Annotated in this window: 17 protein-coding genes, 1 tRNA gene and 1 pseudogene; 2 read left to right on the forward strand and 17 right to left on the reverse strand. The window is 62.5% G+C overall.

Annotated features, from left to right (window positions below):
- Positions 1–378 precede the first annotated feature (378 nt).
- The 4 genes and pseudogenes from ACE3PP_RS06220 to ACE3PP_RS06235 form a co-directional block, all read right to left on the reverse strand.
- Complete coding sequence (locus tag ACE3PP_RS06220; RefSeq protein ID WP_374379276.1) at positions 379–570, reverse strand: hypothetical protein; 192 nt, start codon at positions 568–570, stop codon at positions 379–381.
- 95 nt (positions 571–665) lie between these two features.
- The gene (locus ACE3PP_RS06225) at positions 666–4,352 is read right to left on the reverse strand and encodes a PAS domain S-box protein (RefSeq protein ID WP_374379417.1); all 3,687 of its coding nucleotides are present in this window, start codon (positions 4,350–4,352) and stop codon (positions 666–668) included.
- Positions 4,353–4,507: 155 nt separating this feature from the next.
- A pseudogene (locus ACE3PP_RS06230) lies at positions 4,508–4,621 on the reverse strand (hypothetical protein); the annotation flags it as partial.
- Between the two features lie 45 nt (positions 4,622–4,666).
- Complete coding sequence (locus ACE3PP_RS06235; RefSeq protein WP_374379279.1) at positions 4,667–5,872, reverse strand: EAL domain-containing protein; 1,206 nt, start codon at positions 5,870–5,872, stop codon at positions 4,667–4,669.
- Positions 5,873–6,185: 313 nt separating this feature from the next.
- Here ACE3PP_RS06235 and ACE3PP_RS06240 point away from each other — a divergent pair, with 313 nt between their 5' ends.
- Positions 6,186–6,488, forward strand: a complete 303-nt coding sequence (locus tag ACE3PP_RS06240) for a hypothetical protein (protein WP_374379282.1) — start codon at positions 6,186–6,188, stop codon at positions 6,486–6,488.
- Between the two features lie 216 nt (positions 6,489–6,704).
- Here the strand turns inward: ACE3PP_RS06240 and ACE3PP_RS06245 are convergent, their stop codons facing one another.
- The 9 genes from ACE3PP_RS06245 to ACE3PP_RS06285 form a co-directional block, all read right to left on the reverse strand.
- Positions 6,705–7,595, reverse strand: a complete 891-nt coding sequence (locus ACE3PP_RS06245) for a DUF2927 domain-containing protein (protein ID WP_374379285.1) — start codon at positions 7,593–7,595, stop codon at positions 6,705–6,707.
- Between the two features lie 100 nt (positions 7,596–7,695).
- Positions 7,696–7,772: transfer RNA gene (locus ACE3PP_RS06250), tRNA-Pro, on the reverse strand.
- A gap of 274 nt (positions 7,773–8,046) precedes the next feature.
- Entirely contained in the window at positions 8,047–8,655 is a 609-nt protein-coding gene (locus tag ACE3PP_RS06255; RefSeq protein ID WP_374379287.1) for a MerR family transcriptional regulator, read from the reverse strand.
- The gene (locus ACE3PP_RS06260) at positions 8,652–8,978 is read right to left on the reverse strand and encodes an integration host factor subunit alpha (RefSeq protein ID WP_374379290.1); all 327 of its coding nucleotides are present in this window, start codon (positions 8,976–8,978) and stop codon (positions 8,652–8,654) included. Before ACE3PP_RS06260 ends, ACE3PP_RS06255 begins: the two co-directional genes overlap by 4 nt.
- 166 nt (positions 8,979–9,144) lie before the next feature.
- Positions 9,145–10,119 (reverse strand): beta-ketoacyl-ACP synthase III, encoded by a 975-nt coding sequence (locus ACE3PP_RS06265; protein WP_374379293.1) that lies wholly within the window; start codon positions 10,117–10,119, stop codon positions 9,145–9,147.
- A gap of 47 nt (positions 10,120–10,166) precedes the next feature.
- The gene (gene plsX / locus ACE3PP_RS06270) at positions 10,167–11,219 is read right to left on the reverse strand and encodes a phosphate acyltransferase PlsX (protein ID WP_374379296.1); all 1,053 of its coding nucleotides are present in this window, start codon (positions 11,217–11,219) and stop codon (positions 10,167–10,169) included.
- A 41-nt stretch (positions 11,220–11,260) separates the two neighbouring features.
- Complete coding sequence (rpmF, locus tag ACE3PP_RS06275; RefSeq protein ID WP_374379298.1) at positions 11,261–11,455, reverse strand: 50S ribosomal protein L32; 195 nt, start codon at positions 11,453–11,455, stop codon at positions 11,261–11,263.
- Between the two features lie 158 nt (positions 11,456–11,613).
- Positions 11,614–12,168, reverse strand: coding sequence for a DUF177 domain-containing protein (locus tag ACE3PP_RS06280; RefSeq protein WP_374379301.1), 555 nt, complete (start codon positions 12,166–12,168; stop codon positions 11,614–11,616).
- Positions 12,169–12,170: 2 nt separating this feature from the next.
- Complete coding sequence (locus tag ACE3PP_RS06285) at positions 12,171–12,758, reverse strand: ubiquinol-cytochrome C chaperone family protein (RefSeq protein WP_374379303.1); 588 nt, start codon at positions 12,756–12,758, stop codon at positions 12,171–12,173.
- Positions 12,759–12,944: 186 nt separating this feature from the next.
- Here ACE3PP_RS06285 and ACE3PP_RS06290 point away from each other — a divergent pair, with 186 nt between their 5' ends.
- Entirely contained in the window at positions 12,945–13,448 is a 504-nt protein-coding gene (locus ACE3PP_RS06290) for an outer membrane protein assembly factor BamE (RefSeq protein WP_374379306.1), read from the forward strand.
- Positions 13,449–13,467: 19 nt separating this feature from the next.
- Here ACE3PP_RS06290 and ACE3PP_RS06295 read toward each other — a convergent pair whose 3' ends face one another.
- From ACE3PP_RS06295 to ACE3PP_RS06310, 4 genes are all read right to left on the reverse strand, one after another.
- Positions 13,468–14,355 (reverse strand): EamA family transporter, encoded by an 888-nt coding sequence (locus ACE3PP_RS06295; RefSeq protein WP_374379309.1) that lies wholly within the window; start codon positions 14,353–14,355, stop codon positions 13,468–13,470.
- A 79-nt stretch (positions 14,356–14,434) separates the two neighbouring features.
- Positions 14,435–16,507, reverse strand: coding sequence for a sodium-translocating pyrophosphatase (locus tag ACE3PP_RS06300; protein WP_374379312.1), 2,073 nt, complete (start codon positions 16,505–16,507; stop codon positions 14,435–14,437).
- A 249-nt stretch (positions 16,508–16,756) separates the two neighbouring features.
- Positions 16,757–17,536, reverse strand: coding sequence for a methyltransferase domain-containing protein (locus ACE3PP_RS06305; RefSeq protein ID WP_374379315.1), 780 nt, complete (start codon positions 17,534–17,536; stop codon positions 16,757–16,759).
- Between the two features lie 66 nt (positions 17,537–17,602).
- Positions 17,603–18,829 (reverse strand): MFS transporter, encoded by a 1,227-nt coding sequence (locus ACE3PP_RS06310; protein ID WP_374379318.1) that lies wholly within the window; start codon positions 18,827–18,829, stop codon positions 17,603–17,605.
- Position 18,830: the final 1 nt, after the last annotated feature.

The raw sequence follows: 18,830 nt of genomic DNA on the forward strand, positions 1-18,830 counted from the left end.
CCGCATCGGGTCCGGCGGGGGCTGGCTTAACCGCCGCAACCCTGGGGGAGCGTCCTGTGACCCGGGACTCGCGGAGGATCGCTCACCCGCTGATCCGGGGGGCCGGGCCTTGTGGCCGCCGACCAAGCCTGCCCCTCTCAAACAGGGGCGGATGCTTTCGGCCTGCGTCCATCGCTGGACTTGCGCCGAGGGACAACCGAGCAATTCCGGCTGGGCGCCGGGGAATTTTTACCGGAGAAACTGTGACCGGGTTGTTGGTACTTCTGAAGATGTGCGCGCAACTCTATTAGTACCAAATTCCCAGATTCTTGTAAAGAACAAAATAGGAACATTTGCATGGAGGAAGCGGCGGGCGATCGCCCGCCCGCCGCCCCCATTTCACCGCCTCGCGTGCCGCCGGAAGAGCGTCCGCAGTTCCAGCGCGGTTGCTTCAAGGTCGGCGGCGACATCGAGATAGGCGCCAGGTGTGCTTGCGCGTCTCGCGAGATCCGTCGCGACCTCGGCTACCAAGTCACGGAGGGCCTGACGAATTTCCGCCTGATTGATGGGGCCACCCAAATGTTCGTTCATGTCGATCCCCTTGAATGCCGGCAACGGGCCGGCGCCACCGTCCGCACGTGCGGGCGGTGGTAAATCGTGGGACGACAACCGGAATAACGGATTGGTTAGTTGCGCGGCGGGGTTGGGTCGGCATTCGCATTCATCGTCGCGACAAATGCCTCAGCCTCGGCAATCGCGGCCATGAGATGCGGCATCCGCTCCAGAATGCCCCCCCATTCCTTCTCGCTTGCCAAGCGTTCCACTTCCTCGCTGTGGCGCACAAGTTCGCGGCCGCCGACGGTCCGCGCCGCGCCTTTCATCCGATGGGCGAACAGCTCTGCTGCTTCCGCGTCCCTTTGGTCCACCGCGCTGTGGATGCCGGCGAAATCCGACTTCAGGCTTTCCACATACATCGACAAGGTCTGGCGGATCGTTACCGGATCGTCGCCGCAGAATTCGGCAATCAGGGCAGGATCCAAAGCGGACTTCCTATCCTGTTCTCCACCGCGACCAGGCGCCGATGGCAAGACGGGTGGCGGCCCCGCACTGCTTGACGGCGACAGCCATCTTTCAATCCGGTCACGCAGCACGCGAAGCTCGACAGGTTTTGAGAGGTAATCATCCATGCCGGCTGCGATACATCGCTGATCCTCGCCTTCCAGCGCATTGGCCGTCAGGGCAATGACCGGCAGATGCGCATGGGGTTTTTCCGCCCGGCGAATGTTCTCCACAAGCTTGAAGCCATCCATCACCGGCATGTTGCAGTCGGTGAGAAGCAGTCCGTACGCGTTCTTTGCCAGTGCCGCCAACGCCTGAGCCCCATCTTCGACGGCATCTGCCGAATAGCCCAGGAAACGGAGCTGGCGAAGAATGACTTCGCGATTGACCGGATGATCCTCCGCCAGCAGGATCAATCTGCCATCCCGGATGGCCTGATCCCGGGATGGCGCCACGGCAGCACCCTGCCTACCATCCAATCCATGCGACATCTCGATTTCTGGGCTTTGCCGCCCGGCCGCAATGGCCACCGCCGTCACGATGCGCGCCCGGGACAGCGCCGTCGTCAAGATCGCATCGCCCGCTTGGAGCTGATCGGCGGCAAGGTCTTCGTGCGTGTAGAAGACGTAGCGCAGGCCCTCGCCCTTCCCCCATTCGCTCGACCCCTCGCCCAAGGCCCCCGCCTCGGTGGCGACTGACGCAGGTGCGAGGACAATGCACAGCGACCCATTCGCCCAATGGCGAAGCCGTTCCTGATCCCTGGGCAAGTCAGAGACGTCGGCGCCCCAATGCGCCAGATAGGCGGTCAAGTAGTTGCGCTCCAGCGCATCGTCGATCATGACGCCAACCTTGATGTCCTGGAGATCGATGTTTGGTTCATCGAGCTCTGCGCGCAGCCGCTTGGCCGGCAGGGTCAAGGCGACTTCAGTCCCGACCCCCTCGGCGCTCTGGAGCTCGATCTTGCCTTCCATCAGATGTGCCAGACGACGGCAGATCGACAGACCCAGGCCAGCCCCGCCGAACTTTCTGGCCGTCGACCCGTCGGCTTGCGTGAATGGCTGGAAGAGCCGAGCCTGTGCCTCCTTGGAGATTCCTATTCCCGTATCGGCCACCGACAGGCGCAGCGATGTCGATCCGTCCCCATCTGGAACGGTATCGGCGATGATCGTGACGCTCCCCCGCGGTGTGAACTTGATCGCATTGCTGACCAGGTTGCTGAGAATCTGCCGCAACCGGACCGGATCGGTGAAATAGGGTCCGCGCACTGTCGGCGAGGTGAAACAGCGAACCGTGATGCCCTTTGCCGCGGCCGCGCCGAGGAAGAGCCGCGCTGTCGTTTCCACGACCTCCGTCACGTCGACCTCGATTTGCTCGATCTTCAGCTGGCCGGCCTCGATCTTGGAGAAGTCGAGGATGTCGTTGATGATTTCCAGCAAGGATTGGGCCGAGCTGTCGATCGTTTGCAGCATCCGCAGCTGATCGGCATCCAAAGCGGTATGGCCGAGAAGTTCGAGCATGCCGATGACGCCGTTCATGGGCGTTCGTATCTCGTGACTCATATTGGCGAGGAATTGGCTCTTGGCCTGGTTTGCCTCCTGCGCCAAGGCCAGCGCATCGGTGAGTTTGCTGTTCAGCGCGCGCAGGCCATCCTCCGCCAGCTGCTGCGCCGTAATGTCGATCGCCAACACAAAGAAGCCGATCACCTCATCGTTCTTGATATCTGGAATATAGTGAACCGACAGATAGCCGGTTTCGCCATTCGGCTTCGCCACCTCCCGCACGAAGTATTGCGGTTCACCACGCAGCACGGCGTCTCTTTGCGACAGCCCTCGTTCCAAATTCTCGGCGCTGGCAATTTCCGGCATCGTGCGGCCGATCAAATCCTCCGGCGCCATGCCGAACCAGGAGATATAGCCCCGATTGGCAAAGCGGCAGCGCAGATCTCGGTCCCAGTAACTGACGATTCCCGGAATATTGTCGGTGACGGCGGTTATCAGCTTCTCACGTTCGAGCAGCTGTGCGGCCGTCTCGGCAATCTTGGCCGTGCGCTGTTCCACCAGCATCTCGAGCTGTTCCTGGTGGCGCAGCAATTCCGCGTGCAGGCGTTTTGCCTCGGAAATATCGCGGACGATCTTTGATGCACCGACGATTCTTTCCGCCGCATCCCTGATCGGCGACACGGTCAATGAGACGTCGATCTGATGGCCGTCCTTGTGATGCCGGACCGTTTCGTAGTGATTGACCGGGATGCCACTTTGAACGCGCGCGATGATATCGGTCTCTTCGAGCAATCTCTCGACGGGGATCAACATCCGTATGTTCTGGCCGATCGCTTCCGATGCGGAATAACCGAACAGCTCCTCGGCCCCGGCATTCCAACTGGTGATCGTGCCGTCCAGTTCCTTGCTGATGATGGCGTCCTGGGAGAACGCGACGATCGCCGCGAGGCGCGCTTGCGTGATCTGGATTTGCTCCAGGGCCGCAACGCGGGCCGACCGTTCCGCGGCGACCGCATCCGCGCGCAAGCGCGATTCACGCGCCTCGCGCTCGCGATAGGATCGGATGGCGACCAGCCAACTCAACGCCGCCAGAATGGCAATGGCGGTTCCGGCGACGGCAACAGTCGGCAGCCAGATTCCCCTTTTCAGCGCGGTCAGGGCCTGTTCGGGGAGACGGGATATGACGATCCAGTGCGGCAGGTTCGGCTGACTGGTTTTGCCGGGGAGGATTTCCTGGAGTGAAACCTCCTGCCACGACCAAAGGCCGCCATCGTCGATATGTTGTCCATTGGGAGCCTGGACGATCTGCTGCCAGATTGCCGGGTCACGCGCCTGCATCGTCACCGGGCGATCGAACATGAAGCCCCATTCGTCCTCCGGAACAGAACTCGACAGCCAATACCCGTCCGCGTTGACCAGCGAAACAAGACGGCCGCTGCCGCTCGTGACTTTGCGGAACCGGTCCAGCAAACCGGCCGCGAGATAATTCACGATCAGAATGCCCCGAGGTTGCCCGGCACTGTCGGCGATGGGCGTCGCAAATCGGATCGTCGGCCTGTAGGGAACGCTGATCTTGCCGTTGTCGATGTTGAGATCGATCTTTGAGATATAGATTTCGCCGAGGGGAAGCTTGACGGATTCCTTGAAGAAATATCGGTCGGATTTGTCTTGCAGCTCTGGCTGCGGAATGACCCGAACGCGCTCTTCATTCTGGCTGCGATCGACACGCACGCGTTCCATGCCGCGTTCGTCGATCCAGCGCGCCTGATCATACTCCGGATTCCGCTGCAGCAGGGTTGAGAGCGATTCCGCCATTCGGTCGATGTCCGCGCCGGATTGCGTATCGATCGCGCGTCGGACGGCCTTTTCACTGCGCAGGGAGTTGAGATGCGCTGGAACCTTCGTCAGATCGCGCAGCAGTTCTTCCGACCCCAGCTCGACACTGGTCGCCTCCCGCACACGAAGATTGTCTATGCCGCTCTCCGTCTCCGATCGCGCGATGAGAAGTGCCGTCGCTGTGGCAAGGGCGGCCAATGGCACGAATACCAGCAGGAAATGCCGCGCCGGTGCCCCTTTGTGCCACGCCAATCGCATGCAGGCCTCCCCTGTCGCGTGCTGGCCGCCCGGCTTTACTCAGCCGGCCTGCCACTCCGCTTGCCCAGCCATGCTCCATACCAAGGCGCCAGTTCTTCCGCCGGCATCGGCTTGGCGATGAAGTAACCTTGGGCAATGTCGCATCCGAGTTGCGCGACAATGTTCCAGTCTTCGTTGGACTCAATGCCTTCCGCCACCGTTTTCAGACCCAATCGGTGGGCCATGCCGATCGTCGTCTCGAGCAAGGCGGCGAGAATGGTTCCCTCCGCCGCGCCGGTCACAAAGACCTGATCGATCTTAAGTTCGCTGAGCGGCAGGCGGGTCAATTGCTGCATCGACGAAAAGCCCGTGCCGTAATCATCGACCGACAGTTCGAAGCCTTTCATGCGGCAGCGGGCCAGGGTTTCGAGCGAATGTCCGACATCGGTCATGGCAACCGTCTCGGTCACCTCGATCGTCAGGCAATTGGGCCTCAGGCCCTCGGCACTGGTCATCGCCTCCAACCGGTCCGGCAGACTGGTGTCGCGCAGGGATTCGACCGAGACATTGATCGCCACCGGGACCGACAGCCCGGCGCTCTGCCATGCCCGGATCTGGGCCAGCACCGTTTTGATCAAATCGAATGTGACCTCGGCGATGAGATGGTTTCTTTCCATAAGGGGAATGAAGGATGCCGGGGGTATGAAGCCGCGTTCCGGGTGGCGCCACCGCATCAGGGCCTCGGCGCCGACCAGCATGCCGGTCTTCACGTCGATCTTCGGCTGATAAAAGGGAAGGAACTGTCGCGCGGCAATGCCGGCGGCAATTTCGGTGAGCGGCATCTGCTCGGCCGCCGCATGCGGCCGGCTGATCTGTCGGGTGAAGTGGCGCAGCAGAAGCGGCATCAGCTTGGCGCGGGAGACCGGCTTGTCGATGGCGCCGACCATGCGAATGCCGTAGCTCTTGGCCATGATCTCGGCGGCGCGCATGATCGATGCATCGACGGCGCTCGCCAGAATGACCGAGCTTGCGCAACCGTGCTCCGCGATATGGCGCAAAAAGGCGAGCCCATCCATGCCCGGCATCTTGAGATCGCAGAGCAACACGTCCGCTGGTGTTGGCGAAGAGCAGACATAGTCGAGCGCCGCGGCACCGTCAGCCGCTTCGTAAACCTCGGTCGCACCACAACTGCGCAAGACCTGGGCACCGACCCGTCGCTGGAAATCGTGATCTTCCAGAATGAGCGCCCGGAATGCCGGCATTTCCACATTTACCATGCTTCACCATGGGTAGAGGAGCGCACACGAAAGCAGCGTAAAAGGCGAGGCATGAAGAATTCGTTTAGCGGGCAGCGGTTTGCAAAGAGGAACCGGATAGGACGGCAATCAATCCTCACTCATTCAGAATGGGAATTCACGCTCGGCTGATGACTGATAGTTGAACAGCGTTGCGCCCAATTTGTTCCACACCCGTGACGGCAAGGACATTTGGGGTGGGGGATTCGCTCTTGCTGGGCACCATCGGTCTCAGGAGCGGGCGGTTGCAAAATGCAACGGCAACCAGAATGATAGGGAGATGGACGGCGCACCTGCCGTCCTCGCCTCGCCCCCCTCAAATGGAATCGCCCACATGTCGCCAAGGATGAAACGCCGCTGGTTGTGGCTGGGGCTCGCCGCGTTGCTGTCCTACGGCGCCGCCTTCGCTGGAATCGCGCTCGACCCCTATTGGGACGATAACGGCGTCACCGCGTTCATCCCGTGGGGCGAGCGCTGGCGCTGGGCCGCGCTCTTCGCACCGGCATTCCTGATCGTGATCGGCCCGGTCCTCTACGCAGTACGCCGACTGATTACACCCGCGCCTGATGCCAGGAGTCGGTGAAGGACGGGCGGCAGGATAGTGTCGGTCCGCAGTCGGCCGGGCGCGCTGCTTGCTGGATCGTTGGCCAAGTGATGACTTGTCGCCTCAGCGGTCGCCAAAACAATCCGCCGCGCTGCCAGCAGATCGGTCGCTTTAGCGGACGCTTGGTGTCATTTGGTAAAAGGAAGAGTCTGCCCCCGATTTATCGAGCATCCAGAATCGGCCGTCAAATAATGACTACTCGGTAGAATGAAGAGCGTTCAGAGCCGCTTCAGCATCTATCGAGCGTGCAACTGAGCGAGACACTTCCCGCAAGACCTCCTGCGTCTTTTCATCGTAAATCATTCCCTTCTTCAAGCGCGGATCGGCCAGTGCCAACAAGACAAGGAGATCGATTTCGGATGGGCTAGTCATGGCAGATTTGATGTCAAAGAGCGTCGGTGACACCGAATAAGTCTCGCTTTCCTGAAAGCCCAGGAGCCCAAAGAGCATCCGATTGGTACAGTTCACCAGCTTTTCGTCCGGTTGTGCGATATTTATGAATGCGAAGGCATACCCGATTTCATAGGGGCCTGACGGTAGTCCCCCCATCGCACAGTCATTTCTCTTTGAAAAGGCGCGCCAAGCGAGCTTGAACTGGAGATCGTATCCGGCAATTGAAGGGTCCAGCACCTTGTAGACCTTCTCCGGCTCGTCCTTGCCGGCGGTAAAGAACACCATTCTCACATTCGCATCAGACACATTGTCGACAACCGACATGTCGTGCCCGAGCGCCGATATCGTTGCTGCGAGTTCGGTTATGTCGTCGGCCACGACCGACCGAGTGCGGTCCATCCCGGCAAGGTTCGTCGCTATGGCGATCGGCGCACCCCAACGAACGATCGGATAGTTTTGTTCGATTTCAGCGGTTGCGCCGACATGTGAAAAATACGTCTCGATAAAGTGAATATATATGGCCTTTGCAAGTCGCTCCGTTGCATCAGCGGCCGCCGAGTTTGGAAATGTTGCCAGTAAAGCCGCGAAGGCAAGGCTGACAAGGCATGTCAGCGAGGCAGACAGCAATCCCTTTGCCCACGGCATCCCCTTAAAGTCTCCCTGCTTCTTCACCAGAATTCGATCAAAGGACATCTATCGCGCAGGACCAGCAGAAAACACACATCTCCGCGGCGAGAATCCGGCGCGGGGTCCGAGTTAAACACAACTTATGATTTCAGGTGGAGAAGGAAAATGGTCGGAGCGACAGGATTTGAACCTGCGACCCCTAGACCCCCAGTCTAGTGCGCTACCAGGCTGCGCCACGCTCCGACGCTGATCGCGGGGTTCCCGCTGGAAGGGGAAGGCCCGGGCATTGGACGATGGGCGGGGATTGCTCCCCGGTCCCCAAGGGGGTGCCGAATGCGCGCCCTATATAGCGGGCGGTTCCTGCCCGTGCAACGTAAAGAAGGCCTGAGGCGGGGAAATAGTTAACGGGACTAGGGTCGCGCCCCAATCCAACGAATTGAGCCCGACAACGAAAAAGCCCGGCCCAGAATGAATCGGGGGCCGGGCTTTCCTATTCAGAACCGAGCGTGGCTGCGTTTCAGCCCAGAACTTTCTTCAGCCGGTCGCGGAGTTCCTCGAGTTCGGCGGTGATCGCCTTCACTTCGCGGATCTGGCGTTCGTCCAGGGACGCGGCCTTGAAGAGCGGCAGGTCGAGCATGGCGCTCGCCTGCCCGAGCTTCGCAGCCAGGGCCGGGTCGGCGATGGTCTCGGCCGGCATTTCGGCCTCGGCGGCATGGCCGTTGGCCCCGTCGGGGGCTAGACCCAGGGCCTCGACCTCCGAAAGGTCGGCGCCGAGGCGCAGGGCGCCCTCGCGGATCAGCTTTTGGACGCCTTTGATCGTATAGCCCTGGTCATAGAGCAGGCCGCGGATGGCGCGCAGCAGATCGACATCCTCCGGGCGGTAATAGCGGCGACCGCCGCCCCGCTTCATCGGCTTGATCTGCGGGAACTTGGTTTCCCAGAAGCGCAGCACATGCTGCGGCACTTCGAGGTCATCCGCCACTTCCGAGATGGTCCGGAAAGCGCCCGCTGCCTTTTCGACGCGGCGCGCATTCGCCCGGCGCTGCGCAGCATCCTGCTTGGCGCTGGTACGGTCCGAACCCGCGACGCGCTCGGCGGCGGGAATGCGTTCAGCGGTCGAGCTCATGATTGCTTGTCAGCCACCAGTTGCTTTTCCATGCCCTTGTTGACGCGGTCCTTGAGGACATGCGAGGCGCGGAAGACGAGGACGCGGCGCGGCTTGATCGGCACTTCTTCGCCGGTCTTCGGATTGCGACCGACGCGCTCGCCCTTCAAGCGCACGAGGAAGCTGCCGAAGGAGGAGATCTTCACGCTCTCGCCGCGCACCAGCGCATGCGAGACTTCGTCGAGCACGGTGTCGACCAGTTCGGCGGATTCGTTTCGCGACAGACCGACTTCCTGATAGACGGCTTCGGCCAGATGCGCACGCGTGATGGTGTTGCCCTTCATCTCCCCCGCCCTTCCTTCAATCAATGCCCGCAAGCTTCAGTATTGCGCTGCGGGCTTCGGCTGTTGAAGGGTGAGCGTATCGTTTACTCTGAAATCAGTCAATTAGAGAGCGACATTGATCTTCGCTCATATGTGTGGGGATTGGTTCAGCAATATCACCAAAGATTCAGTAGCGAATCAGGGCTGAACCCCAGGTGAAGCCACCACCCATAGCTTCCATGAGGACCAATTGGCCGCGCTGGATTCGGCCGTCATTGACCGCCTCGGCCAGGGCCAGGGGAATCGATGCAGCCGATGTATTGGCATGACGGTCGATGGTGACGACGACCTTCTCCGGCGGCAGTTTCAGCTTCTGCCCCATGCTGTCGATGATACGCCGATTCGCCTGGTGCGGGACCAGCCAGTCGACATCCTCGGCCGTGATGCCGGCCGAAGCGATCGCGGCATCCACCGCCGCCGCCAGATTGACGACGGCATGGCGGAAGACTTCCTTGCCTTCCATGTGAACGAAGCCGGTGGTCTGCGTCGCCGACGGGCCACCATCGACATAGAGCTTGTCGTAATAGGCGCCGTCCGAGAAGAGATGGGTGCAGAGGATGCCCCGATCCTTCGCATTGCCCTCGCCCTCACCCGACTCAAGCACCACGGCACCGGCACCGTCGCCGAAGAGGACGCAGGTGTTGCGGTCCTTCCAGTCGAGGATGCGCGAGAAGGTCTCGGCACCGATGACGAGGGCGCGATGCGCCTGGCCGCAGCGGATGAAATTGTCGGCGGTCGCCAGCGCGTAGACAAAGCCGGAGCAGACGGCCTGCACGTCCATCGCGAAACCGCCCTTCATGCCGAGGCGCTGCTGCACCTTGGTGGCGGTCGCCGGAAAGGTATGGTCGGGGGTCGTCGTGGCGACGACCAGCATGTCGATATCGGCCCCGCGGAGCCCTGCATGGTGGAGGGCCTGCTCGGCGGCATGAACGGCCAAGTCCGAGGTCAGCTCGCCGGGGGCGGCGATATGGCGCTGTTTGATCCCGGTGCGCTGGGCGATCCACTCGTCGGAGGTTTCCACCCGCTTGGCGAGTTCTTCATTGGTCAGGATCTCCTTGGGGAGATAGCTGCCGGCGGAGAGGAGGAGTGATCTGCGGACCATTGGAATCTTTGAGAAAAAGTGATCTGGGCGCCGCCAGGAAGAGGTCTTCAGAGAGCCGCGGCGACGGCCTCCGCACCGGGTATCGCCATGAGCTGGGCGAAGTCCTGCTTCATCCGCTCCATAGCGTCGTTCTGCACCATGTTTACCGCAACCCCGATGGCATTGGCAAAGCCATAGGAATCTGTGCCGCCGTGGCTTTTGACGCAGATGCCGTTGAGGCCCATCAGGATCGCGCCATTGTAGCGGCGCGGATCGACCTGGGCCTTCAAGCCGTTGAGCGCCGGCCGGGCGAAGAGGTAGGCGATCTTGGAAAAGAACGAGCTGGTGAAGGTCTGGCGCAGCCAATGGCCATAGAGCTTCACCGTGCCTTCGATCGCCTTCAAGGCGATGTTGCCGGTGAAACCGTCGGTCACAATGACGTCGACAGTGCCCTTGGCGATGTCGTCGCCTTCGACGAAGCCGATGAATTTTCCAGGCAGCGGCACCTCGCGCAGGATCGAGGCCGCGACCTTGACCGCGTCATGACCTTTCAGCTCCTCGGCGCCGACATTGAGGATGCCGGTCGAAGGCTGCTGCACGCCGAGGACAAGGCGCGCGAACACGTTCCCCATCACCGCGAACTGGACCAGATTGTTGGCGTCGCACTGCACGTTGGCGCCGAGATCGAGCATGACGCTTTCCGAACGCATGGTCGGAAAGAAGGACGCAATCGCCGGCCGGTCGATGCCGGGCATCGTCTTCAGCACGAACTTCGCCATCGCCATGAGGGCGCCGGTATTGCCGGCCGAGACGCAGGCCAAAGCATCGCCGTTGTGGACGGCATCGATGGCCAAGCGCATCGAGGATTGCCGGCCGGCACGCAGGGCCTGGCTGGGCTTGTCGTCCATGAGGACGACGGAGTCGGTGTGGTGAATGGTGCTGACTTTGGCGAGCTCCGGCAAAGCATCAAGCATGGGCTTGAGCTTCGCCTCGTCGCCGAACATCAGGAAATGGACGTTGGGAAAACGCTTGCGCGCGATATCGGCGCCCCTGACCACCATGTCAGGCGCGTTGTCGCCACCCATCGCATCCAAAGATATAGCCAGGCTGGTGTTCGCCACCCCGTTACTCCTTCCCGGCCATCATAGCAGCGGGTTCGGAGTTACGCTGCGTCCGCCTCGGTACCCTGCGCGACGACCTCACGGCCATCATAATGACCGCAGGAGCCGCACACATGGTGCGGGCGCTTCAGCTCGCCGCAATTCGGGCACTCGGCCGAAGCCGAAACCGTCAGCGCGTGATGGCTGCGACGCATGTCACGGCGCGACTTGCTGACCTTTTTCTTGGGGACTGCCATGATCCACTCTCTTCACAAAAAAATAGCGGCGGCATACGCCGCCAATGGGCGGGTAGATATCGAAAATCCCCAGCCAACGCAAGTAGGGCAAACGCATGTTGGGGCCTTGGGGCGCCGACTTTGGCCCGGCGCGCCCGGCGGCGGTGCCACCAATAGCGCTATTTCTTCAATTTATCCAGACCGGCGAAGGGCTTACGCGTCGCCGCCGCACCGATCTCAGTGACTTCACCCAATTTAGGCTCATATTCCTGCGGCAGAACCGCCCCTTCCTTGCGCGGATAGGGGTCGAGACCCAGCGACAGCTCCTCCGCCACCACTTGGCCCAAGTCGATCTGCCCATGTTCGATCGGCTCAGGCGGGTCCGAATCGCCGAAATCGATGTCGATCTCCCCCAGCACCGGCTCCGGCTCGACATCGCCGAAGGTCCAGCGGAAGGATTCATGGACCTCGGCCGGGACCGGTTCCAGGGTGACGACACAGCGCTGCACCAGCTTGGCGTCGAGCTCGCCCTTCACCTCGATGAGGCCCGAGGCGAGACGGCGCAAACTGAGCGTCGCCGTCAGCGTGTCGAGCGAGATGAGGTCCAGTACCTCGGCCAGCTGGGCCCGTTCTTCCGCATTGGCCTCGATCTGCCGAGCAGCCGCGCGCGCGGTGACGGTCGATGCCTCGAAGGGCCTCGAAAAAACCGTAATATCAATATCTTGATCTGACATCTTTATTCCAAACCGAAACTCTGTGACCCCCGCGACGGGGCCGGCGGAAACTCGAAAATACCACGCAGGATGCGGTCGACCGGCTGGCTGTCGGCCAGTTCCTTGCCCCGGCGCAGATAGGCTGCAACAGTCCGCACCGCCTCCATGTCGGGGTCGGTGGTGCCGTAAAGATTGCGCCGCAAGGCGCCCTCGAGATCGAGCTGGTTACCGGCCAAAGCGGCTTCATAGGCCCTCACCCGGCCCTGCAGCGCCTCGGTCATGACCCGGATCCGCTTCCCGACGCCGACATCCCCCGCGCCCAATTGCCGGAGCGAGGCCTCGAAATCGTTAATAAGCGTGTCGTAGAGCGCTTGGGAGAGGCTCGCCGCCAGGTCGCCCTGACCGCGCAGGCGCTGGAAAATGAGGAAGGTATGTAGCGCCACCATGTCAAAGCGCCCGTCGACCGTGTCCGGCACCCCCAGCTGCTCATAAAAGACCCGCTGCCGCGCCTGGGCGACGAGACGGTCGAACAGCTTGGCCGCGACCTCCTTCACCGCGCCGGGTCCCTGCAGGATCCTTGCGATCAGACTGCCCAATGGTGATTCAGCCACGCCATTCGCCTTTCATCGACATCCACAACCCTTGAGATCCGCCCCGAAAACTTGACGGCGCCAGCACCCAGTGCGAATTTGCACGCCGCGCGCCGCGCCGTCTCATGCCGGGCCGCCCATCTCGGCGGACCGTACTTTCGGGTCGGAACCAGCGCAACATGTTTGGCACAATACCGGATCCGGCCCATGGCTCGTCTTTTCCACCCCACCCGCTCCCGCCGCGCCGGCTTCGCGGGCGCGATTGCCCTGGGATTGCTGCTGGGCGCCTGCACGCCCAAGATCCTCCAGCACGGCAATGTCCCGGACGAGGAACAGGTTGTCCAGATCCAGCCTGGACAGGATGACAAGACGCGGGTCGAGCAGCTCCTCGGCTCACCCTCGACCACGGGTACCTTCGGCGACGACGTCTGGTATTACGTCTCCAAACGCACCGCCCAGACCGCCTTCTTCGAGCCCGACATCGTCGACCAGGGGGTTCTGGCCATCTCCTTCGATGCCCAGGGCATTGTCCAGGACCTCAAGGTCTACGACAAGGACGACGGGCGCCTGGTGGCGATGGTCGACCGGGTGACACCCACCCACGGCAACGAGCTGACGATCATCCAGCAGATGCTGGGCAATCTCGGCCGCTTCAGCCCGGATGAGAAGGGCCCGAAATCGGGCACGAGCGGCGCCCCTGGCGGCGTCTGATCACCCTTACCTGACGATTCTAAGTACCCTTTTCTTCCCCGCCGCGCCGGGCGCGGACGGTCAGGGTCGTCCCAACTGAAGCCAGAACGACAAGGCCGATCGCCAGCCATTGGCTGGCCGGCAGCATCTCGCGCAGGATGACGAGACCCGAGAGGGCACCGATCGCCGGCTCCATGCTGGTGAGCGTGCCGTAGGCCTGCGGTGGCAAATGGCGCAGCGAGACCATCTCGAAGGCAAAGGGAACGGCGCTGGAGAGGGCGGCGACCGCCAGCGCCAGCAGCAACAGGTGGATATCGGCAAAGACCGTCACCGCTTGCACAGCCCCCAGCGGCAGCGTCACCAGGGCGGCAACGATCATCCCGACCGCCGGCGCCGGCGTCCCGAAGGCGTGGCCGGCCCGCCGGCCCGTGAAGATATAAAGCGCCCAGCCCAACCCGGCGCCCAGCGCATAGATGACACCGAGCGGGTCGAGCGAACTCCCCAATCCTTCGACCGGCAGCAGCAGCGCGATGCCGGCCAGGGCCAAGGCCGCCCACAGCAGATCGAGCTTCGAGCGCGAGGCGAAGATGGCGACAGCGAGCGGCCCAGTGAATTCAAGAGCCGCCGCGATCCCGACCGGGATACGGGCGACGGCCAGGTAATAGAGGAAGTTCATGGCGCCGAGATTGACGCCGTAGATAAGAGCGAGATGCCAATTGCTGCGCCCGATCCGAACCCGCCAGACGCGCAACGCCAGGCCCAGCATCAATGCCGCCAATGAGAGGCGCAGCACCACGGTGCCTTCGGCCCCGATGATCGGAAAGAGCGTTTTGGCAAAGGCGGCACCCGCCTGCACCGAGATCATGGCAATGATCAGGGCGCCGATCGCCCATAGAAGCGATTTCGAAGACGGCATCGGTGCACGCATCGGAATATCCAGCAAAGAGAAACCCCGGCCGGTTTCCCGGCCGGGGTCTTAGGCGCAGGCCCTTTGGGGGCCTTCTTGCTTAGTGGGCGAGTGCCGCGAGGAGCAGCAGCGCCACGATGTTGGTGATCTTGATCATCGGGTTGACGGCCGGACCGGCGGTATCCTTGTAGGGATCGCCGACCGTGTCACCGGTCACCGCGGCCTTGTGGGCATCCGAGCCCTTGCCGCCGTGATGGCCGTCTTCGATGTACTTCTTGGCATTGTCCCAGGCGCCACCACCCGAAGTCATCTGGATGGCGACGAAGAGACCCGTGACGATGGTGCCGAGCAGCATCGCACCCAGCGCGATGAAGCCTTCAGCCTGACCCGCGACGATCGACACCACGAAGTAGAGGACGATCGGCGCCGCGACGGGCAGCAAGGACGGAATGATCATTTCCTTGATCGCCGCGGAGGTCAGGAGGGCGACCGCCTTGCCGTATTCGGGCTTGGCCTTGCCTTCCATGATGCCGGCGATTTCCTTGAACTGACGACGCACTTCGATGACGACCGAACCCGCCGCACGACCCACCGCCATCATGCCCATGGCACCGAACAGGAACGGCAACGCGCCGCCGATGAACAGGCCGATGACCACATAGGGGTTGTTGAGCTCGAACTTGATCGTCTCAACCAGCTGCGGGAAGTAGTGCTTCAGATCCTCGGTATAGGCCGCGAACAGCACCAGTGCCGCGAGGGCCGCCGAACCGATGGCATAGCCCTTGGTCACGGCCTTGGTGGTGTTGCCGACCGCGTCCAGGGCGTCCGTCACCTTGCGCACTTCCGGCGGCAGCTCCGCCATTTCGGCGATGCCACCGGCATTGTCGGTGACCGGACCATAGGCGTCGAGGGCGACGACGATGCCGGCCAGCGACAGCATGGTCGTGGCGGCGATCGAGATGCCGTAGAGACCGCCCAGGCTGAAGGCGGCGACGATGGCGGCCGAGATCACCAACACCGGGAGCGCGCAGGCTTCCATCGAAACCGCGAGACCCTGGATGATGTTGGTGGCATGGCCCGTGGTCGACGCCTGAGCCACCGACTTCACCGGACGGTAGGCCGTCGAGGTGTAGTATTCGGTGATCCAGACCAGGAGGCCGGTCACGGCCAAGCCGATGACGGCGCACCACAGCACGTTCATGCCGGTGAGCGTGCCTTCGATCATGCCGAAGCCGACCACCTGATTGACCAGCACGGCGATGATGACGATCGAAATGACGCTCGCCGCGATGAGGCCCTTGTAAAGGGCGCCCATGATGTTGTTGCTCGATCCCAGCTTGATGAAGAACATGCCGACGACCGAACCGATGACGCTGGCGCCGCAGATGAGAAGCGGCAGCAGCATCAGCTGTTCCTGCGCGGGGCCGGTGAAGAAGATCGAGGCCAGCAGCATGGTGGCGACCACCGTGACCGCGAAGGTCTCGAAGAGGTCGGCGGCCATGCCGGCGCAGTCGCCCACATTGTCACCGACATTGTCGGCGATGACGGCGGGGTTGCGGGGATCATCTTCCGGAATACCGGCTTCGATCTTGCCGACGAGGTCGGCACCCACATCCGCACCCTTGGTGAAGATGCCGCCGCCCAGACGCGCGAAGATCGAAATGAGCGAAGCGCCGAAGGAGAGGCCAACGAGGGCTTCCAGCATGGCGCGCATTTCGACGCCCATGGATTTGAGGAAGATGTAGTAGCCGGCGACGCCGAGGAGGCCGAGGCCCACCACCAGCATGCCGGTGATGCCGCCCGACTTGGCCGCGACCGCGAGCGCCGGGGCAAGGCCCTTGCGCGCCGCTTCCGCGGTGCGGACGTTGGCGCGCACCGAGACGTTCATGCCGACATAGCCGGTGAGGCCCGACAAGACGGCGCCGATGACGAAGCCGAGGGCCGAAAGGCCGGAGAGGAAGAAGAACAGGATGACAGCGACCACGACGCCGACGATGCCGATCGCCGTGTACTGCTTGTTGAGATAGGCGCCGGCGCCTTCCTGTACGGCTGCCGCGATTTCCTGCATGCGGGCCGTGCCGGCGCTTTCAGCGAGGACCGACTTGGTCGCCCACGCGCCGTAGAGCAGCGCCAGGACGCCGCTCGCAATTACTGCCCAAAGCCACGAATCCATTCTTGCATCCCCTAATTTGTGAATCGAGTTCGGCTTGTCGCCGCTTGGGGTTGCTCGATGGGCCGATTGCGGACCTCGAGGTCACCTGCGGCGATCATTTAGAAGTGCCGGGAACATAATGGAATAGGTATGTCCTTGCAACCAAGGGACCCGCTTGCGGCCGGAATTCCGGCTTTCGGGGCGGGGCCCAAGCGCCCGTTTTGCCTGGAAAAATCGACTCGGGCTGCGTTGCTGCGCCGCAGCGAAAAATCAGGCAGCGGGCTTCCGTGCCCAAATCTGCGCCGGGCGCAGTTCGCCCTTGTCGAGGACAACGGTGAGCGACCGCCAATCCTCGATGAAGTGCGCGTTCCCCGCCTCGCCCAGCTCGGCCAGCATCATGCCCTTGAGCTCGCCCTGCATGCGCGCGAGTTCCTCATGGGCATCCCGGCGATACTTGTCGGTGATGTCCTTGAGCGAGACGTCGACGAAGCCCGCTTCGTGAATGTGCCGGCCATATTCGGCGAGTGTCACGAGATGATAGGTGAGCCCCTCCATCTCGAAGAAATAGTCCATGTCCTTGCTGTAAGGCCCCGGCGACTTCATCCAGTCACCGGCGGCGAGCCGCCCGCCTGGCTTCAGGACGCGGAACAGTTCAGCGAAATGCGCCGCCTTGTCGGGGATGTGCAGCCAGGCATCCTTGCCGAAGACGATATCGAAGCTGGCGTCGGGAAAAGGCAGCGGCCCCGGCGCGACCAGCTGGATATCGATCTTGTTGTTGAGGCCCGAGCGGCGGATACGCTCCTTGGCGCCTTCGACGATCAGCGGCGCCACGTCGATGCCCGTCACATGCCCGGCGCCCAGGGTCAGCAGCACCTGGTCCAAGCCACCGAGGCCGCAGCCCACATCCAGCACGCGCTTGCCGTGCAAATCGATGCCGCCCGCAATCTCTCGCACCGCCTGCGGCCCGCCCGGCGACAGAAACCCCTCGCCCCAGATCATCTGCAGGAGCGTCAACATGCGCGGGTCATATTCTTCGTGGGTCTCGGTCATGTTGCGGCTCCGGTCTTCACTCACTCAATATTGTCATGGTCTGCGAAGGCGGACCATGACGGTGGGTCACGCCACCCGCTCCCGCCGCCACCCGACAAAGAGTGCCACGGCGATGAGCGCCACGGGCACGATGGCGCCGCGCAGCACCCAATCCCAGCCGAAGGCCTGCTCGACCATGCCGGCGATGAAGGAACAGAGGGCCACACAGGAAAAGACCATGCAATCGTTGAAGGCCTGGATCTTCGCGCGTTCCGACGGCCGGTAGCATTTGGTGAGCTGCGAGGTGCCGGCGACGTAGAGGAAGTTCCACCCCAGGCCCAGCAACACCAGTGCCAGCCAGAAATGGTGGATGTCGATCCCCGCCATGCCGATGGCCAAACATCCCACATAACAAACGACGCCAGCCGCCATCACCCGGTATTCGCCGAACTTCTTGATGATATGGCCGGTGACGAAGCTCGGCGCGAACATCGCCAATACATGCCCCTGGATGACGAAGGAGATGCCAGTCTTGAGTTCGAACCCGCAGAATGTCATGGCGAGCGGCGTCGCCGTCATGACGAAGGACATGACACCGTAGCCCAGCATCGCCGCGACGATGGCCGAAAGCGCCCGCGGTTGCAGCACGATCTCCAAGAGCTGCCGCGAGGGTTCGCCGGCATGGAGCGACGGTCCGCCCGCCGCGTGCGGCAGGCGGAGCGGCAACAGCAGAATGACGACCAGGATCGAAAGACCGACGATGAAGACGAAGCCGCCGGTGAAGAGGTGTGGCAAGAACAGCTCCTGCCCCACCCGCGCGAGATAGGGCCCCAGGATGGCCGAGACCACGCCCCCCGCCATCACCAGCGAGATGGCCTTGGGCCGGAACGCCTCGTCCGCCACCTCCGCGGCCGCGAAGCGATAGAACAAAGTGAAGGCCGCCGAGACGCCGAAGATCGTGTTGCCGAAGGCGAACAGCCAGAAACTCGCGAGATAGGTGGCGACCGCCATGATGAGGCCACCGACGATGCCGATGAGGGCGCCGGTCATGAAGCCTTGCCGCCGCCCCACCCGCTTCATCAGGAACGAGGCCGGGAAGGTGGTCAGCATCGTGGCGATGAATTGAAAGGCGAGCGGCACCGTCGCCCAGCCCTTCTGCTCGGCCAGCATCTGCCCGGTGAGGCCCGAGGTCACGATCATGATCGAATTGCAGATCATCGCCGTCGCCTGAGCCAGCGCCAGCACGAAGACGGTGCGATGGGCGCTCACGGCCGGTAGGGCGCCAGAGTCGCCGGAGTTGCTGCCGGAACTCATG

It is taken from the genome of Dongia sp. (assembly GCF_041910485.1).
Classification (GTDB): Bacteria; Pseudomonadota; Alphaproteobacteria; order Dongiales; family Dongiaceae; genus Dongia.

Excerpts from the sequence above, each read along its gene's own strand:
- ACE3PP_RS06240 (WP_374379282.1), top strand. The coding sequence starts at position 6,186 with ATGGACGGCGCACCTGCCGTCCTCGCCTCGCCCCCCTCAAATGGAATC.
- ACE3PP_RS06305 (WP_374379315.1), bottom strand. The coding sequence starts at position 17,536 with ATGACCGAGACCCACGAAGAATATGACCCGCGCATGTTGACGCTCCTG.
- ACE3PP_RS06290 (WP_374379306.1), top strand. The coding sequence starts at position 12,945 with ATGGCTCGTCTTTTCCACCCCACCCGCTCCCGCCGCGCCGGCTTCGCG.
- ACE3PP_RS06300 (WP_374379312.1), bottom strand. The coding sequence starts at position 16,507 with ATGGATTCGTGGCTTTGGGCAGTAATTGCGAGCGGCGTCCTGGCGCTG.
- rpmF (WP_374379298.1), bottom strand. The coding sequence starts at position 11,455 with ATGGCAGTCCCCAAGAAAAAGGTCAGCAAGTCGCGCCGTGACATGCGT.
- ACE3PP_RS06235 (WP_374379279.1), bottom strand. The coding sequence starts at position 5,872 with ATGCCGGCATTCCGGGCGCTCATTCTGGAAGATCACGATTTCCAGCGA.
- ACE3PP_RS06280 (WP_374379301.1), bottom strand. The coding sequence starts at position 12,168 with ATGTCAGATCAAGATATTGATATTACGGTTTTTTCGAGGCCCTTCGAG.
- ACE3PP_RS06310 (WP_374379318.1), bottom strand. The coding sequence starts at position 18,829 with ATGAGTTCCGGCAGCAACTCCGGCGACTCTGGCGCCCTACCGGCCGTG.
- ACE3PP_RS06255 (WP_374379287.1), bottom strand. The coding sequence starts at position 8,655 with ATGAGCTCGACCGCTGAACGCATTCCCGCCGCCGAGCGCGTCGCGGGT.
- ACE3PP_RS06220 (WP_374379276.1), bottom strand. The coding sequence starts at position 570 with ATGAACGAACATTTGGGTGGCCCCATCAATCAGGCGGAAATTCGTCAG.
- ACE3PP_RS06245 (WP_374379285.1), bottom strand. The coding sequence starts at position 7,595 with ATGTCCTTTGATCGAATTCTGGTGAAGAAGCAGGGAGACTTTAAGGGG.
- ACE3PP_RS06265 (WP_374379293.1), bottom strand. The coding sequence starts at position 10,119 with ATGGTCCGCAGATCACTCCTCCTCTCCGCCGGCAGCTATCTCCCCAAG.
- ACE3PP_RS06295 (WP_374379309.1), bottom strand. The coding sequence starts at position 14,355 with ATGCGTGCACCGATGCCGTCTTCGAAATCGCTTCTATGGGCGATCGGC.
- ACE3PP_RS06260 (WP_374379290.1), bottom strand. The coding sequence starts at position 8,978 with ATGAAGGGCAACACCATCACGCGTGCGCATCTGGCCGAAGCCGTCTAT.
- ACE3PP_RS06225 (WP_374379417.1), bottom strand. The coding sequence starts at position 4,352 with ATGGCGGAATCGCTCTCAACCCTGCTGCAGCGGAATCCGGAGTATGAT.